We start from the raw sequence: 16,500 nt of genomic DNA on the forward strand, positions 1-16,500 counted from the left end.
CCCCCCCCCCCCCGGCTCTTTGCCGCTGGGTTTTGCACGCGATCCCAGCACCTTAAACAAAAACGCCATCGAATCCGATGGCGTTTTTAACAAAGCGAGCAACATTACTCAGTGGTTTCCGCCGGCCAATCGCGGATATATGCCTTCAACATGCGGTTTTCGAAGCTCTGCGCCTCCAGCACGGCGCGCGCCACGTCATAGAACGAGATCACACCCAGGATGGTTTTGGCGTTCATCACCGGCAAATACCGCGCATGCTTTTCCAGCATGATGCGGCGCACCTCATTGACCTCGGTATCCGCCGTCACCGTGATCGGATGATCGTCCATATGCTTGCGCACGGTGCCGCCGCCGACCGAACCCGCATTGCTGTGCACGGCCTTGAGCACCTCGCGGAAGGTCAGCATGCCGACCAGGTCGCCGAACTCCATCACCACCAGCGAGCCGATGTCCTTCTCGGCCATGGTATTGGCCGCGTCCACCAACAACTGGTCGGGGGTAATGGTATAAAGAATATTGCCTTTTACCTGAAGAATTTCGGAAACTTTCATTTTGGGCCGTCCTGTCCGCTCGTGAATGGGCTCTCTGCTTGAGATGTCTATTTTTGTCGCCTTATAGCGAATGTAGCCTAAGCCCGGCAAAAAATCCAGCATTGTGAATAATCAAAACGCAACATTTGAGCATGCTTGTTGCATGCCGTCGATTCAAGTAGCATCTGCCCCATTCCCATCTTTCCAGAATGAGAGCACATGAGCGGACCCCACTACCCCGGCTTCGATACCCTGTCGCTGCACGCCGGCGCGACGCCGGACCCCACCACCGGCGCCCGCGCCACCCCGGTCTACTTCACCTCCTCCTTCGCCTTCAAAGATTCCGACCAGGCCGCCGCGCTGTTCAACATGGAGCGCGCCGGCCACGTCTACTCGCGCATCTCCAACCCCACCAACGCCGTGCTCGAAGAGCGCATCGCCGCGCTCGAAGGCGGCGTGGCCGGCATCGCCACCGCCAGCGGCCAAGCCGCCATGCACCTGGGCCTGGTCACCATCGCCGGCGCCGGCTCGCACATCGTCGCCTCGCGCGCCCTGTACGGCGGCTCGCACAACATGCTCGCCTACACGCTCAAGCGCTTCGGCATCGAGACCACCTTCGTCGACCCGCGCGACGCCGACGCCTGGCGCGCCGCCATCCGCCCCAACACCAAGGTGCTGTTCGCCGAAACGCTGGGCAACCCCGGCCTGGACGTGCTCAACGTGCCGCAGATCGCCGCCCTCGCCCACGAGCACCACCTGCCGCTGATGCTCGACTCCACCTTCACCACGCCCTACCTGCTACGTCCGTTCGACCACGGCGCCGACCTGGTGTTCCACTCCGCCACCAAATTCCTCTGCGGCCACGGCACCGCCATCGGCGGCCTGCTGGTCGACGGCGGCACCTTCGACTGGCAAAGCGCCTACGACAAGAGCGGCCGCTTCGGCGAGCTGTGCGAACCCTACGACGGCTTCCACGGCATGGTCTTCGCCGAAGAATCCACCGTCGGCGCCTTCGCCCTGCGCGCGCGCCGCGAAGGCCTGCGCGACTTCGGCGCCGTGATGAGTCCGCACAACGCCTTCGCCATCCTGCAAGGCGTGGAAACGCTGGGCCTGCGCATGGAACGCCACGTCGCCAACACCCGCAAGGTGATCGACTTCCTGCTGACCAACCCCGCCGTCGAGTCCGTCTCCTATCCCGAGCTGGACAGCCACCCCGACTACGAACTGGCCAAAACCCTGCTACCCAAAGGCAGCGGCGCCGTGTTCACCTTCAATTTGAAAGGCGACCGCGCCGCCGGCCGCCGCTTCATCGACGGGCTCAAAGTGTTCTCCCACCTGGCCAACGTCGGCGACGCCAAATCGCTGGCGATCCACCCCGCCTCGACAACCCACTTCCGCGTGCCCAGCGAGCAGCTCGCCGCCGCCGGCATCACCGAAGGCACGCTGCGCCTGTCGGTCGGCCTGGAGGACGCCGACGACCTGATCGAAGACCTGGCGCGCGCGCTCAAACTGTCCCAGAAAGGAAGCTGACATGCTGCTCACCGTGCAAGGCGTGGACGCCTATTGCTACACCGGCGGCAAGACCTTCGACGCCGCCCTGCCCACCGTCGTCTTCCTCCACGGCGCGCAGAACGACCACTCCGTGTGGGCGCTGCAGAGCCGCTACTTCGCCCACCACAGCTTCGGCGTGCTGGCCGTCGACCTGCCCGGCCACGGCCGCAGCAAGGGCGCCGCCAAGACCAGCGTCGAGGATCTGGCCGCCTGGCTGCTGGAGCTGCTCGACGCCGCCGGCGTGGCCAAGGCCGCGCTGTTCGGCCACAGCATGGGCTCGCTGATCGCGCTGGAAGCATCGCACCAGGCGCCGCAGCGGGTCAGCCAGCTCGGCCTGCTGGGCTCGACCTACCCGATGAAGGTGTCCGACACCCTACTGGAAACCTCGCGCAGCGACGAGCAGGCCGCCATCGACATGGTCAACATCTGGTCGCACTCGTCGATCGCGCAAAAGCCGTCCTTCCCCGGCCCCGGCTTCTACGCCATGGGCGGCGCGATGCGGCTCAAACAACGCATCTCGCAGATCAACCCCGAGCAAGTGTTCTACACGGACTTTTTCGCCTGCAACGCCTACGCCAACGGCGAAGCGGCCGCCAAGGCGGTGCGCTGCCCCACCCTGTTCATTTTCGGTCTACGCGACATGATGACGCCGCCGCGCTCGACCAAGCTGCTGACCTCGTCCATCGCGCATGGCAAGGTCGTGCAGGTGGATGCCGGGCATGAGTTGATGGCGGAGCAACCGGATGCGGTGTTGGATGCGTTGCTGGGGTTTGCGCGAGTGTTGAGCTAGCCCGCTTTGAAAATAGTGCAGGTCGTCCGGAACCGGCCAGTACCAGACGTTCGCGCATTCACCTGAACTTAGACATGACATGATCTAGCAATTCCCCATGTCCAATCCTGAGACTTAGACCTAACTCGCATCAAAGGATGCCGTTTCACGTCTGCACAAAGTATTTTGAAGGAGTATATGTTTAACTATCAACTAACGGGTGCTGTACTGCCTGAGCGTGCGCAGATCAGCTTTGGGCATCCCACCGCCCATCCCTTTTTGCTCTCTAGTCCGAAGGGGGACATAACTATCAATGTGTGCGTCGTACTCAATCAGGTTACTGTATGGGTCAAAAGCCCATTTGAATGGGGCATTTTTGATCTGCGCAACGAAGTTGCGACGATAGTACGCCATCAGTTGGCTATCGCAGGTTTTCTATTAGGTCACGCCTACAATCTGGAAGTCACTCGCGTGACAACCCCGGACGGAAATATCGATTGGGTATATGGAATAGATATTCCATGCCTTACCGAAAGAATGAAAGGAAAACTCTCCTCAGAAGCATTTACGGCCCTAATCGTAAAAACATCGGGACCCAAGGGATTCATTCTACATCGCTGCTTCACAGACTTGACTTTGGCAATGCAGCATCCAGTGGATACGGCTTTTTATTGCTATCGAGCCATCGAATCGCTTCGTCAACATTGGGGGGCGCTGAATGACGTCGAGGAAAAGGCTACTCAATGGAAAGGTTTCCGTGATTTCCTTGGAATTAGCAAGGACTCGATCGATCCAGTTCGAATAGCCGCTGAAGGCGTTCGGCACGGAGAGCTTGTATCGATTACGGATCAAAAACGTGTTGAACTATTTACGCGGACGTGGGACCTTGTCGAGGCATACCTTAACAAGGTGCAAGATCCACGCCTCGAAAAATAATCAAGCCCGATAATAATTTATACCACATTCCAGTTTTTGAGCCGCAGAGGGAACTGGGGATTGGGAGTTCAAGTAGTTGCCTCAGTTGTCGTTGTTATAGCAATTTTGGCCTAGGGATGACATGACTGGCCAGAGCAATGGACAGGCACTTGTCGACCAAGAGTGGTAGAAGAAATTTACTTTTTATGATTCCAAAAAATATGACATCGTTAAATAAAAATACACCAAATCAAAAAGGAAATAATACCTTTACTCCTTTAGGGATAATTGCACTGTTTGTCGGTTTATCTGAAACCATTGCTGGATTTGCCGCCATAAAAACAGAAGGAGTAGTGCAGCTTATATTTACCGTATTTTCAGTTATATTTCCCATTGGAATTGCAGTAGCGTTTTTTTCTGTTTTATGGAAACGAGCGCAAGTGTTCTATCCTCCAAAAGAATTTGGAGCCAATGTAGATGTTCGCCATTACGCGGAGGCCATGCGGCATCAAGCCGTTGGCAACCAAGAATTGCAAACACTTGTGAGGAACACGATTGCTGAAACATTCGGGTCTCAAGAGGCACAAAATGTTATCGCTGAAATTTCAACTAATAAGGCTGCACAATCTGATACCATAGTCCAACAAGCGACGATGGCCCTCGCCCAACAAGCGGTTGGCAGGCTTCAGAGTGCAGTTGTTACTATAGATATACGTCAGTTTCGTGGTGAATCTGTTGCTGAGTTGGTTTTCCCTTACGATCAAAACGAAGAAGCATTTTCAATGCTCAGTGCAGTTTATTTTCATATAGATGATTATGTTCCGCCTTTTGCTTACGGAAAAATCTGGGCGCTGAAAGATGAAGCAACAGGTGAAGTCCTCGTTCCGGATGGTGTTGATTGGAGTGATACTAATGCCCTTGCAAATAGTCGTGTCACAGTTAAAGAATTTGGTATTAGCCCAGGAATGAGGCTTTCGGCTATTCATTTTCGACGTATTAGGTAATCGTAAAGTATAGAATTTGGAGGTCCGAAATGGGGCGCTTTCGGTCTAGCGTGAGAATTTTTGAGTTTTGCGCAGGAGCAAGCTGCTATCCTGGCTGACGTCGGCCGAGTTCGGCCATATGCTGCCGTTGAACGAGGGCACGAATTGTCTGAAATCCCTGTAAATTTGGAGCACCCTTTGAACTCGGAAATCGAACGCGCAAAGAAATACAGCAATTCTCTCAATGAAATTCGACTGCGGCTTGCCGTTCTGGAATCTATATGCCAAGGCACGCTAACTACTGGCAGCGAAAATTTTGACTATGAACTAGCAGCTGTAAATCTTCGTAAAATCTTGGAAAATATCGCTTTTGGTTCCCTAACTGCTAACAGCACGGCTTACGAAGCCGCGTACTCTGGAATAGAAAAAATTTGGCGTGCGAAGAAATTATTAGACAAATTGGAGCAGATGCATGTCAATTTTTATCCGCAACCGTTGGAATCACCAAAAATAACTGATGGTGTTCCGCGTAAAATTCATTTTGAATTGCTCACTTCAGGTTTCTTAACGCACGTCGAATTCGTCGAGCTATATGACCTCTGTAGCCAAGTGATACATAGCCGAAACCCTTTTAAACCTGACTCCACGATTAATTTCAGATTGCCTGTTATCGAATGGACTGACAAAATCCGTTCATTGTTAAGATTTCACCTCTTTAGACTTTCTGGTCTTCCGCAGCTTTGGCTTGGTGAGTTGGAAGGGCCCGATGGCTTATCGCATGTACAGATAGCTTCGCCGACTTAGATAATATTTTTTAGTCTTAGCCAGAGTCCGCTGTGGCGCGTTTCCAGACGTGCGAATCGGCAAGAAAATTCAGATTCAATAATTAAGTATCTAATTATCAAGTACCGTGTGATACCTGATCTCGAGCTCGGCGAGATCAAGGGCAAACTCAAAAGAGGTATTGCGAAGCATCTTCTGGCTTGATCGCCATGCGCGTACAGCCAAAATGACGCGTGGATTGGCAGAGTGATCGAAGGCGCAAGCCATCGCATCTCCTGTGGTTTGAATACTGTCAATGCACGCCGAAAAGCGGTCGCGGAGTGGGCTGCCATTTTTAGGCGAAAGCAATACGCTATCGCCGATACGTAAGCAGAACAATGCGGGGAGTGCAATGCCTTTTCCAGCCGGCAGCAAGATTGTGCCGTCGGTGGAAATCGTAGAGGATGGGTTCCTCCACATCGGCAACCGCATCGCCGAGTCCGGTCCAACGCGCATCCGCGCACCGCCACATTTTGCCAGGATCTGGCGCCATGTCATTTAGCCACTCGAAAGGATAAGCTTGCTCAGAGATGAGCGGCGCCATATGACTTCGAGATGTTCAAGAAAGTCGACCCACGTCCACTCGACAGGTTGCGGATCGCTCTCAGTATTTGAGTACCAGAACGGGCGGCCATCCAGAATCAGCATGCCTTTCCCATAGCCATCGTTCCGCGACTTCGGATCATCGGCGGGGGCATTTCCCGATCCGATGCGCGTGGCTGCGATAGAGCAGAACCCGGGTCGATTGCCCTGGCCACCCCGCCCGTCCCCGCTACCGGCAATCCAACGGCCCAAAATGCTCCTCCAGCGTCCGCCCCAGCCCCTGCTCCACCGCCGTCTCAACATTCCGCGCCAGCGCCGCCGCGTCGCGGGCGGCCTGGATGTCGCGCTCGTCGTCGCTGTCGGCGACCACGCCGGCGTTGAGCGGCATACCGCCGAAGACGAATAGGCGATACACCTCGGCCAAGGTCAGCCGCAGCACGTTCGCCAGCAGCACCCAGTGGTCCGAGCCGTCGCTGACGCGCTTGCCAAACTGCACCCGCAGCGGCGCCTCGACGTTGACCCGGCCGACCCAGCCCTCGGCCGCCATTCGTTCGAGCAGCATGTCCATCTCGTCGTAGCCGATGCGGGTGCTGGAGCGGATCTTGCGCGAGCTGACCAGCGCCGTGTCGCCGCATTTGCAGGCGACATGCAGCACCTTGAGGATGGCGATGGCGTCGACGAATTCGCCGCCGGGCGCCGGCTCGTACCACCAGCGCTCGAACTTCACCACCGGCAGCGCGGCGACCAGCAGCGCGCCGACCAGCGTGATGATCCACGATACGTACACCCACAACAGGAACAGCGGCAGCGCGGCCAGCGCGCCGTAAATCTTCGAGTAGGTGGGAAACTGGGTGATGAAGATGGCGAAGCCGCGCTTGGCCAGTTCGAAGGCCAGGCCGGCCACCAGGCCACCCCAGGCGGCGTCGCGCCAGTCGACCTCGCGGTTGGGCACGGCCACGTACAGCAGCGTGAAGCCGGCGGTGGTCAGCGATAGCGACACCACCGTGTAGAGCAGCTTACCGAGTATGGGAATGTCGCCCACCAAATCGCTGGTGGCCATGAAGAACTGCGTCGACATCGTCAGCGACACGCCGATCAGCAGCGGCCCAAGAGTGACGATGGCCCAATAAACCAGTATCCGCTTGGTCCAGCCACGCTCGGTGCGCACGCGCCAGATGCGGTTGAAGACTTTTTCGATCATGCCCATCATGGCGATCGAGGTGACGATCAGCGCCACCGCGCCCACCGCCGACAGCCGCGTCGCTTTGCTGGCGAACATGGTGAGGTAGTTGAGGATGGTGTTGGCGATCGCCTTCGGCATCACGCTCTGCACGAAGTACGCTTCCAGCGAGGTGCGGAAGGTGTTAAACATCGGGAAGGTGGTGAAGATGGCCAGCGCGATGGTCAGCAACGGCACCAGCGCGAACACGGTGGTGAAGGTCAGGCTGCCGGCCACCTGGGGCAGGCTTTCCTCGCGCAGGCGGCGGCGGGCGAACAGCGTCAGGTCGCGCACCTCCTGCCAGGTCAGCGCACGCACGGCGTCGAGCCCAACGCGGCTGCTGCGGGAGAGGTACTTGAAAAACGGGGTCAAATATTTTAAAAACATGTAATCGATACTCAAAAGCGCGCGGACGGCACTGCTGCCGTCCTTCAAAGCGCCCTATAATACAATGATGAACCAAGCAAATCTGATTATTCTCGTATTGTTTTACTCACGTCATGGCGCCACGCGCAAACTGGCCGAGCTGATCGCCCAGGGCATCGAGAGCGTTCCCGGCTGCGACGCCCGCCTGCGCACGGTGCCGGCCGTCTCCACCGTGACCGAGGCGACGGCGCCTGAAGTGCCGGCCGAGGGCGCGCCCTACGTGGAGTTGGACGACCTGACGGAATGCGCCGGCCTGGCGCTCGGTTCGCCCACCCGCTTCGGCAACATGGCTTCGGCGATGAAGTATTTTTGGGACGGCACGGCGGCCCAGTGGCTGTCCGGCGCCCTGGCCGGAAAGCCGGCCTGCGTGTTCACCTCCACCGGCAGCCTGCACGGCGGCCAGGAGACGACGCTGCTGTCGATGATGATCCCGCTGTTCCACCACGGCCTGATGGTGCTCGGCCTGCCCTACACGAACCCCGAACTGATGACCACCTCCAGCGGCGGCACGCCCTACGGCGCCAGCCACTGGTCCGGCCTGGACGGCGCCAAGTCCATCACGGAGGACGAAAAACGCCTGGCCATCGCGCTGGGCAAGCGACTGGCCGAGACGGCCGTCAAGCTGCGGAGCGCCTGATGCAAACGATGCGGAACAATATGCAGACTAATATGCAGCGCTACTTCCACTGGGGCGCCATCGGCAGCCTGGTCACCTTGATCATCTGGTGCGTGCTGTGGGAGATGGTGCTGGCGCCGCTGCATCCGGGCGGCTCCTGGGTGGTGCTCAAGGCGGTGCCGCTGCTGATTCCCCTGCACGGCGTGATCAAGCGCGACATCTACACGCTGCAATGGACCTCGATGGTGATCCTGCTCTATTTCACCGAGGGCGTGGTGCGCGGCTACAGCGACATCGGCACCCTGTCCGCCTGGCTGGGCTGGGGCGAGGCGCTGATCGTCTGCGTCTACTTCGTCTGCGCCGTCATGTATCTGCGGCCATATAAGAAGGCGGCGAAGAAAATGGCCAAGGAACTGCTGGCCAAGGTCAATCAGACCAAGCACTCGAAATGAACACCGCACATACCGATCTGCCGGCCTTCCTGGCGCGCTGCCGCGTGGTGGCGGGCGACGCGTATGTGCTGACCGAGGCCGCCGACATGGCGCCCTTCCTGACCGATTGGCGCGGCCGTTTCACCGGCAAGGCCGCCGCCGTGCTGCGCCCTTCCACGGTCGAACAGGTGGCCGAACTGGTGCGGGCTTGCGCGCAGTGGCGCGTGGCGCTGGTGCCACAGGGCGGCAAGACCGGCCTGGTGCTGGGCAGCGTGCCGGACGCCAGCGGCGACGCCGTCGTGCTGTCGCTGGCGCGGCTGAACCGGGTACGCGCGATCGACGCGGTCAACCACACGATGACGGTGGACGCCGGCTGCATCCTGCAACAAGTGCAGGAAGCGGCGGCCGAACAGGGCCGGCTGTTCCCGCTGTCGCTGGCGGCCGAGGGCAGTTGCACCATCGGCGGCAATCTGTCGACCAACGCCGGCGGCACCGCCGTGCTCCGCTACGGGAACACGCGCGAGCTGTGCCTGGGGCTGGAGGTGGTGACGGCGCAGGGCGAAATTTGGGACGGTCTGCGCGGTCTACGCAAGGACAACACCGGCTACGACCTGCGCGACCTGTTCATCGGCGCCGAGGGCACGCTGGGCGTCATCACCGGCGCGGTGCTCAAGCTGTATCCGCAGCCTAAGGCCAGCATCACGGCGCTGGCCGCGCTGGAATCGCCGGCACAGGCGCTGCAACTGCTCACATTGATGCAGCAACGCTGCGGTGCCAGCCTGACGGCCTTCGAACTGATGTCGCGCTTTTGCCTGGACCTGGTCGGCAAGCACTTCCCGCAACTGCCCAAGCCCTTCGCCGCGCCGCACGCGCAGTATGTGCTGCTGGAGCTGGCCAGCAGCGAATCGGAACAACACGCCGTCGCGCTGCTGGAGCAGGCCATCGGCGCGGCGCTCGACGCCGGCATCATCGAGGACGCGGCCGTGGCCAGCTCGGTGGCGCAGTCGACCGGCCTGTGGCAGCTGCGCGAGCACATCCCGCTGGCGCAGGCGGCCGACGGCAAGAACATCAAGCACGACATCTCGCTGCCGGTGTCGCGCATCGCCGACTTCATCGCCGACACCGGCCCGCAACTGAACGCGGCCTTCCCCGGCTGCCAGTTGGTCTGCTTTGGCCATCTGGGCGACGGCAATCTGCATTACAACGTGGCGCCGCCGGTGGGCATCTCCAACGAGGACTTCCTGGCCAATCAGGACAAGGTCAACCGCGTGGTGCACGACAGCGTGATGCAGTTCGGTGGTTCGATCTCGGCCGAACACGGCATCGGCGCGCTCAAACGCGACGAGCTGGCGCACTACAAATCGCCGGTCGAGTTGAACATGATGCGCGCGATCAAAGCGGCGCTGGACCCGCTGGGCATCATGAATCCCGGGAAAATACTGTGACATCGACGATAACTTCAACGCTGCGTTCGACGCGGCGTTTATCCATGACTTCGACGCTGCCTTCATCCATGCGCTCTCCCATGCGTTCGACCATGCGCGCCCTGCTCGCGCTGACGCTGTGTGCCACCGCCGACCTGGCCGGCGCGCAGACGGTCTACAAATGCACCGCCGACGGCAAAGTGACCTACACCGAAACGCCATGCCCGAACGGCAGCGGCACCGCGCTGGCGCCACCCGCAGCGCCGTCCCAGCCGCCGGAATCGGCGGCGGCCGAGCTGGCGCGCCAGCAGCGCCTGTCCAAGGAACTGGAGCGCGACCGCCACCGCGCCGAAGCCAAGGACGGACGCGAGATGGAGCGCGTGGCCCGCGCCGCCGACGCGCGTCAGGCCAAGTGCAACAAGCTCAAACTGAACAAGAAATGGGCCGATGACGATTTGAAGGGCGCCTCCGCCGGGCGCGCCGAATCGGCCCAGCGCAAGGCCCGCCACGCCGCCGAGCAGCTCAAGCTCGGATGTCCAGGCTGATGCGGCCGGCCTCCCCCGCGACCGAGCAGGCAAGCACGCCGGCGAGCGATCCGGCGTCGATGCCGGCCGGCGAACAGGCAGTGCAGGCGAGCGCTCGGGCAAGCGATCAGGCGCGCGCGCGGGCGGGCTCCTGGCGCCAGTTGTCGCGCTGGCTGCTGTTCGGCGAATGGCGCGCCCATCCGCTGCGCACGATCACCGCCATCGCCGCCATCGCCGTCGGCATTTCGCTCGGCTTCGCCATCCACCTCATCAATGCCGCCGCCTTCAACGAGTTCTCGTCGGCGATCAAGGGCCTGTCCGGCCTGGCCGATGTGCAGGTCAACGGCACCGAGCCGCTGTTCGACGAGCAGATTTACCCGCGTCTGGCCGAACGGGCCGGCGTGGCCGTCGCCTCGCCGGTGCTGGAGATCGACGCCTCGCTGCCCGGCCAGCATGGCGCCTTGAAAATCCTCGGCACCGATCTCTTCCGCGCCGGCTTCATCGCCCCCGACCTGCTCGGCGCGCCGCAGCCGGACAAGGTGTTCGACACGCTGTCCGACGACGCGCTGTTCCTGTCGCTGGCGGCGCAACAATGGCTCAAGGTCGGCGTGGGCGCCAGCGTGGCCCTGCAATCGGGCACCGGCACCCTACAACTACGCATGGCCGGGCCGCTACAACGCGCCCGCGCCGGCCAGCGCATCGGCGTGATGGACCTGGGCGCGGCGCAGTGGCGCTTCAACAAGCTGGGCAAGCTGTCGCGCGTCGACCTCAAGCTGCGCGACGGCGTCAACCGCGACGCCTTCAAAACCGAGCTGGCGCGCGAGCTGGAGCGCGACTTCCCCGGCCGCTTCCGCGTCAGCCAACCCAACGACGAGGACCAAAACAGCCGCAACGACGGCATGAGCCGCGCCTACCGCGTCAACCTGACCGTGCTGGCCCTGGTGGCCCTGTTCACCGGCGCCTTCCTGGTGTTCTCGACGCCGGCGCTGTCGGTGATCCGCCGGCGCAGCCAGTTCGCCCTGCTGCGCGTGCTGGGCATGGAGCGCGGCCGCCTGGTGCGCCAGATCCTGCTCGAAGGCTTGAGCCTGGGCGTGGCCGGCTCGCTGATCGGCGTGGCCGCCGGCTACGCCATGGCCGCCGCCGCCCTGCACTTTTTCGGCGGCGACCTTGGCGCCGGCTTCTTCTCCGGCGTCAAACCGCAGGTGCAGTTCACACCCGTGGCGGCGGCCGTCTACTTCGCCCTCGGCGTTGGCGTCGCGCTGCTCGGCTGCGCCGCGCCGGCCTTCGAAGCGGCCCGCGCCAAGCCGGCCGTCGCGCTCAAGTCCGGCACCGAGGAGGCGGCCATGGCCGGCCTGGCCAAGGTCTGGCCGGCGCTGCTGTGCATCGCCCTGGCGGCCGCGCTGACGCAGGCGCCGCCCATCTTCGAGCTGCCGCTGCTCGGCTACCTGTCCATCGCCCTTCTTCTGGTCGGCACCATCGCGCTGATGCCGCGCCTTGCCGCCATCGTATTCCGCCACGCCCACCGCCGCTGGAGCGCCGCCACCGCGCACCGACCGGACGCGCCGGCCGTGCTGTCGCTGACCTTGGCGCGCCTGGCCAACGCCTCCAGCCAGGCCGGCATCGCGCTGGGCGGCGTGCTGTCGAGCTTCAGCCTGATGGTGGCGATGGCCATCATGGTGGCCAGCTTCCGCGTTTCGCTGGACGATTGGCTGCAGCAGATTTTGCCGGCCGACCTGTACGCCCGCACCGCCAGCGCCGGCAGCACGGCCGGTCTGCGGCCGCCGGAGCAGGCGCTCATCGCCGCCCTGCCCGGCGTGGCCCACGCCTCCTTCCTGCGGTCGAAGGGCCTGTCGCTGGCGCCGAACCGGCCCAACGTGGCGCTGATCGCCCGCGGCGGCATCGACCCCGCCGATCCCGCCAAGTCCCTGGCGATGGTCGGCGCCACGCTGCCGCCAGCCGCCTTCCAGGCCCTCAAGCCGGTCTGGATTTCCGAGGCGATGATCGACCTGTATGGCATGAAGCTGGGCCAGCGCATCGAGCTGCCGCTGGCCGGCAAGCTGCATCCCTTCATCGTCGCCGGCGTCTGGCGCGACTACACGCGCCCGACCGGTTCGATCCAAATGCAGCTGGCCGACTACCGCGCCCTCACCGGCGACCTGGACGCCAGCGACTCGGCCATCTGGCTCACGCCGGGCACCACGGCGGCCGATTTCGAAAAGCGCTTGAAGCAGCTGCCGTTTGGCGCCACGCTGGAGATCAGCGCGCCGTCCGAGATCCGCGCCATGAGCATGAAAGTGTTCGACCGCAGCTTCGCCATCACCTATCTGCTTGAGGCGATCGCCATCGTCATCGGCCTGTTCGGCGTGGCCGCCACCTTCTCGGCGCAGACGCTGGCGCGCGCCAAGGAGTTCGGCATGCTGCGCCACATCGGCGTCACCCGTGGCCAGATCCTCGGCATCCTGGCCATCGAGGGCGGCGCGCTGACCGCGCTCGGCATCGCCACCGGCTTCGTGCTGGGCTGGGTCATCAGCCTGATCCTGGTCTTCGTCATCAATCCGCAGTCCTTCCACTGGACCATGCAGTTGCACCTGCCCTGGCCGCTGCTGGCCACCGTGGCGGCGCTGCTGCTGGCCGCCGCCGCGCTGACGGCCCTGCTGTCGGGCCGCCAGGCGCTGTCCGGCGGACCGATACGCGCCGTTAGAGAGGACTGGTAATGCGCTTCATTTCACGACTCGCCGCACGCTGGGCGCTGCCGGCAGGCGCCCTGGCCCTGGCCCTGGCCTTGGCCTTGGCCCTCGCCACGTTGGCGCCGCCGGCGCAGGCCACGCCGCCGCAGTTCACGGCGGTGACGCCGCTGGCCGGCGCATTGAGCTTCCCGGCGGCCTACGGCGCCCACCCGGACTACAAAACCGAGTGGTGGTACGCCACTGGCTGGCTCACCACGGCCGACGGCAAGACACTGGGCTACCAAGTCACCTTCTTCCGCAGCGCCACCGAGCATGACCGCGCCAACCCCAGCCAGTTCGCGCCCAAGCAGCTGATCATCGGCCACGCCGCCCTGTCCGACACGGCCGAGGGCAAGCTGCTGCACGACCAGCGCAGCGCCCGCGAGGGCTTCGGCCTGGCCTACGCCAAGGTCGGCGACACCGACATCAAACTCGACGACTGGCGCATGCGGCGCGGCGCCGACGGCGTCTACTCCGTCACGCTGGACACGCCGTCCTTCGCGCTGGCGCTGCGCCTGGCGCCCAGCCAACCGCTGCTGCTGCAAGGCGAAGGCGGCTTTTCGCGCAAGGGGCCGCGTCCGGCCCAGGCCAGCTATTACTACAGCGCGCCGCAGTTGACCACCACCGGCACCGTCACCCGCGCCGGCAAGGCGGTGGCGGTGAACGGCGTCACCTGGCTCGACCACGAGTGGTCCAGCCAGGTGCTCGACGCCGGCGCCACCGGCTGGGACTGGGTAGGCGCCAACCTGGCCGACGGCGGCGCCTTGATGGCTTTCCAGATCCGCAGCGCCACAGGTGGTAAACTATGGGCGCACGCGACATGGCGCGACGCGGCCGGCAAGATCACCCAGTACGCACCGGACCAGGTCAGCTTTACCGCGCAAAGGCGGTGGCGTTCGCCCCGCACCAATGCAGAGTACCCCGTTGCCACCCTGCTCACCACCGGCTCCACCGTGTGGGGCGTCACGCCTTTGCAGGACGACCAGGAGCTCGACTCGCGCCGTTCCACCGGCGCGGTGTATTGGGAGGGCGCGGTGACGCTGACGCGCGACGGTGCGCCGGCCGGGCGCGCCTACCTGGAAATGACCGGCTATGTAAGTCCAATGAAATTATGAATACGCTCACAACTGAAACCGCCAACACGATGACCACTAGCACCACCGGCAGCACCCAGCAAGCAGCGGCGCCCAGCGCCGCCACGGACAAGCGCGAGACAAAAAAAGGCAGCCTGGCCGCCTTCAAGGGCCTGCTGCCCTTCCTGCGACCGTACCGCCGCCAGTTCGCCATGGCCGGCGTGGCGCTGGTGGTGGCGGCCTGCGCCACGCTGGCGATTCCGGCCGCCTTCAAGCAGATGATCGACCTCGGCTTCGGCGGCGCCGCCGGCACCAAGAGCATCGAGCACGTCGACCTGGTGTTCCTCGCCCTGTTCGCCGTCGCCACCGTGCTGGCCCTGGCCACCGCCGCCCGCTTCTACACCGTGTCCTGGCTGGGCGAACGCGTCACCGCCGACATCCGCAGCGCCGTCTACAGCCACGTCGTCACGCAGAGTCCGGAATTTTTCGAGACCACGCAAACCGGCGAGGTCCTGTCGCGCATCACCACCGACACCACCTTGATCCAGGCCGTGGTCGGCACCAGCATCTCCATGGCGCTGCGCAACGTGCTGCTGTTCATCGGCGGCCTGGTGATGCTGTTCGTGACCAGCCCCAAGCTGACGGCCATCATCATCGGCCTGCTGATCCTGACCGTGCTGCCGATCGTGATGTTCGGCCGCCGCGTGCGCAAGCTGTCGCGCGACTCGCAGGACCGCATCGCCGACGCCTCCGCCATGGCCGGCGAGATCCTCAACGCCATGCCCACCGTGCAAGCCTTCACCCACGAGAAGATCGAGTCCAGCCGCTTCGGCGCCTCGGTCGAAGGCGCCTTCGCCACCGCCATGCGGCGCATCCGCGCCCGCGCCCTGCTGACCATGATCGCCATCGTGCTGGTGTTCGGCACCATCGTCTTCGTGCTGTGGCTCGGCGCCCACGCCGTCCTCGAAGGCAGCATGACCGGCGGCGACCTCGGTCAGTTCATCCTGTACGCCTCCATCGTCGCCGGCGCCATCGGCGCGCTGTCCGAGGTGATGGGCGAGGCGCAGCGCGCCGCCGGCGCCACCGAGCGCCTGCTCGAACTGATGTCGGTCAAATCGCAGATCCAATCGCCGGCCGCGCCGCTGTCGCTGTCGCTGCCGCCGCGCGCCGCCAACGGCGCCGCGCTGAGCCTGTCCGACGTCAGCTTCTCCTACCCGTCGCGACCCGACACGGCGGCCCTCGGCCACCTCTCGCTCGACATCAAGCCGGGTGAAACGGTGGCCGTGGTCGGCCCCTCCGGCGCCGGCAAGACCACCCTGTTCCAGCTGTTCCTGCGCTTCTACGACCCGCAGCACGGCAGCATCAAGCTCGACGGCGTCGACATCACCCGGCTCGAACTGCACACCCTGCGCGACGCCATCGGCATCGTGCCGCAGGATACGGTGATCTTCTCGGCCGACGCGATGGAGAACATCCGCTACGGCCGCGCCGACGCCAGCGACGCCGAAGTGATCCAGGCCGCCAAGCTGGCCGCCGCCCATGAATTCATCGAGCGCCTGCCGCAGGGCTACCAGTCCTTCCTCGGCGAGCGCGGCGTGCGCCTGTCCGGCGGCCAGCGCCAACGCATCGCCATCGCCCGCGCCCTGTTGAAAAACCCGCCGCTGCTGCTGCTCGACGAAGCCACCAGCGCGCTGGACGCCGAATCGGAGCGCCTGGTGCAGAGCGCGCTGGAGGCGGCCATGGTCGGCCGCACCACCGTCATCATCGCCCACCGCCTGGCCACGGTGCAGCGCGCCGACCGCATCATCGTCATGGAAGACGGTAAGATCGTCGAAACCGGCACCCACTCCTCGCTGGTGGCGCTGGGCGGCATTTACGCCAACCTGGCCGCGCTGCAGTTCCACAGCGTGCACGTGCAGCACTGAACCGGGCAGGCAGACCCAGCGGC

At 63.1% G+C, this 16,500-nt stretch carries 15 protein-coding genes; 12 read left to right on the plus strand and 3 right to left on the minus strand.

Annotated elements, in window-relative coordinates:
- Positions 1–104: 104 nt before the first annotated feature.
- Positions 105–551, minus strand: coding sequence for a CBS domain-containing protein (locus H7U20_RS09880; RefSeq protein ID WP_199758984.1), 447 nt, complete (start codon positions 549–551; stop codon positions 105–107).
- A 198-nt stretch (positions 552–749) separates the two neighbouring features.
- On the opposite strand from H7U20_RS09880, the gene H7U20_RS09885 reads away from it, so the two are divergent.
- The 5 genes from H7U20_RS09885 to H7U20_RS09905 all read left to right on the plus strand — a co-directional run bounded on the left by H7U20_RS09885 (position 750) and on the right by H7U20_RS09905 (position 5,552).
- A complete protein-coding gene (locus H7U20_RS09885) occupies positions 750–2,060 on the plus strand; it encodes an O-acetylhomoserine aminocarboxypropyltransferase (protein WP_199758985.1) in 1,311 nt (436 codons plus the stop codon).
- A gap of 1 nt (position 2,061) precedes the next feature.
- A complete protein-coding gene (locus H7U20_RS09890; RefSeq protein WP_199758986.1) occupies positions 2,062–2,871 on the plus strand; it encodes an alpha/beta fold hydrolase in 810 nt (269 codons plus the stop codon).
- A 177-nt stretch (positions 2,872–3,048) separates the two neighbouring features.
- A complete protein-coding gene (locus H7U20_RS09895; protein ID WP_199758987.1) occupies positions 3,049–3,786 on the plus strand; it encodes a hypothetical protein in 738 nt (245 codons plus the stop codon).
- Positions 3,787–3,935: 149 nt separating this feature from the next.
- On the plus strand, positions 3,936–4,769 hold the full coding sequence (locus tag H7U20_RS09900) for a hypothetical protein (RefSeq protein ID WP_199758988.1): 834 nt from the start codon (positions 3,936–3,938) through the stop codon (positions 4,767–4,769).
- A 60-nt stretch (positions 4,770–4,829) separates the two neighbouring features.
- The gene (locus tag H7U20_RS09905) at positions 4,830–5,552 is read left to right on the plus strand and encodes a hypothetical protein (protein ID WP_199758989.1); all 723 of its coding nucleotides are present in this window, start codon (positions 4,830–4,832) and stop codon (positions 5,550–5,552) included.
- 90 nt (positions 5,553–5,642) lie between these two features.
- On the opposite strand, the gene H7U20_RS09910 is transcribed toward H7U20_RS09905, so the two are convergent.
- Both H7U20_RS09910 and H7U20_RS09915 read right to left on the minus strand, forming a co-directional pair.
- Positions 5,643–6,068 carry a hypothetical protein gene (locus H7U20_RS09910; protein ID WP_199758990.1) on the minus strand — a complete coding sequence of 142 codons (426 nt, stop codon included), beginning with the start codon at positions 6,066–6,068 and terminating at the stop codon, positions 5,643–5,645.
- A 274-nt stretch (positions 6,069–6,342) separates the two neighbouring features.
- Entirely contained in the window at positions 6,343–7,719 is a 1,377-nt protein-coding gene (locus H7U20_RS09915; protein ID WP_199758991.1) for a YihY family inner membrane protein, read from the minus strand.
- 67 nt (positions 7,720–7,786) lie between these two features.
- Between H7U20_RS09915 and wrbA the strand changes: the two genes are divergently transcribed.
- From wrbA to H7U20_RS09950, 7 genes are all read left to right on the plus strand, one after another.
- On the plus strand, positions 7,787–8,395 hold the full coding sequence (wrbA, locus tag H7U20_RS09920) for an NAD(P)H:quinone oxidoreductase (protein WP_199758992.1): 609 nt from the start codon (positions 7,787–7,789) through the stop codon (positions 8,393–8,395).
- A 20-nt stretch (positions 8,396–8,415) separates the two neighbouring features.
- Complete coding sequence (locus H7U20_RS09925; protein WP_199759012.1) at positions 8,416–8,826, plus strand: DUF2069 domain-containing protein; 411 nt, start codon at positions 8,416–8,418, stop codon at positions 8,824–8,826.
- On the plus strand, positions 8,823–10,250 hold the full coding sequence (locus H7U20_RS09930) for an FAD-binding oxidoreductase (RefSeq protein ID WP_199758993.1): 1,428 nt from the start codon (positions 8,823–8,825) through the stop codon (positions 10,248–10,250). Before H7U20_RS09925 ends, H7U20_RS09930 begins: the two co-directional genes overlap by 4 nt.
- 80 nt (positions 10,251–10,330) lie before the next feature.
- Entirely contained in the window at positions 10,331–10,774 is a 444-nt protein-coding gene (locus H7U20_RS09935; protein ID WP_199758994.1) for a DUF4124 domain-containing protein, read from the plus strand.
- The gene (locus H7U20_RS09940) at positions 10,774–13,467 is read left to right on the plus strand and encodes an FtsX-like permease family protein (RefSeq protein WP_233410624.1); all 2,694 of its coding nucleotides are present in this window, start codon (positions 10,774–10,776) and stop codon (positions 13,465–13,467) included. Before H7U20_RS09935 ends, H7U20_RS09940 begins: the two co-directional genes overlap by 1 nt.
- Positions 13,467–14,594 carry a lipocalin-like domain-containing protein gene (locus tag H7U20_RS09945; protein ID WP_199758995.1) on the plus strand — a complete coding sequence of 376 codons (1,128 nt, stop codon included), beginning with the start codon at positions 13,467–13,469 and terminating at the stop codon, positions 14,592–14,594. The genes H7U20_RS09940 and H7U20_RS09945 overlap by 1 nt, the downstream gene beginning before the upstream one ends.
- A gap of 29 nt (positions 14,595–14,623) precedes the next feature.
- Complete coding sequence (locus H7U20_RS09950) at positions 14,624–16,477, plus strand: ABC transporter transmembrane domain-containing protein (RefSeq protein WP_199758996.1); 1,854 nt, start codon at positions 14,624–14,626, stop codon at positions 16,475–16,477.
- The last annotated feature ends 23 nt before the right edge of the window (positions 16,478–16,500 follow it).

The organism is Rugamonas violacea (genome assembly GCF_016461825.1).
In the GTDB taxonomy this organism is placed as follows: domain Bacteria; phylum Pseudomonadota; class Gammaproteobacteria; order Burkholderiales; family Burkholderiaceae_D; genus Rugamonas.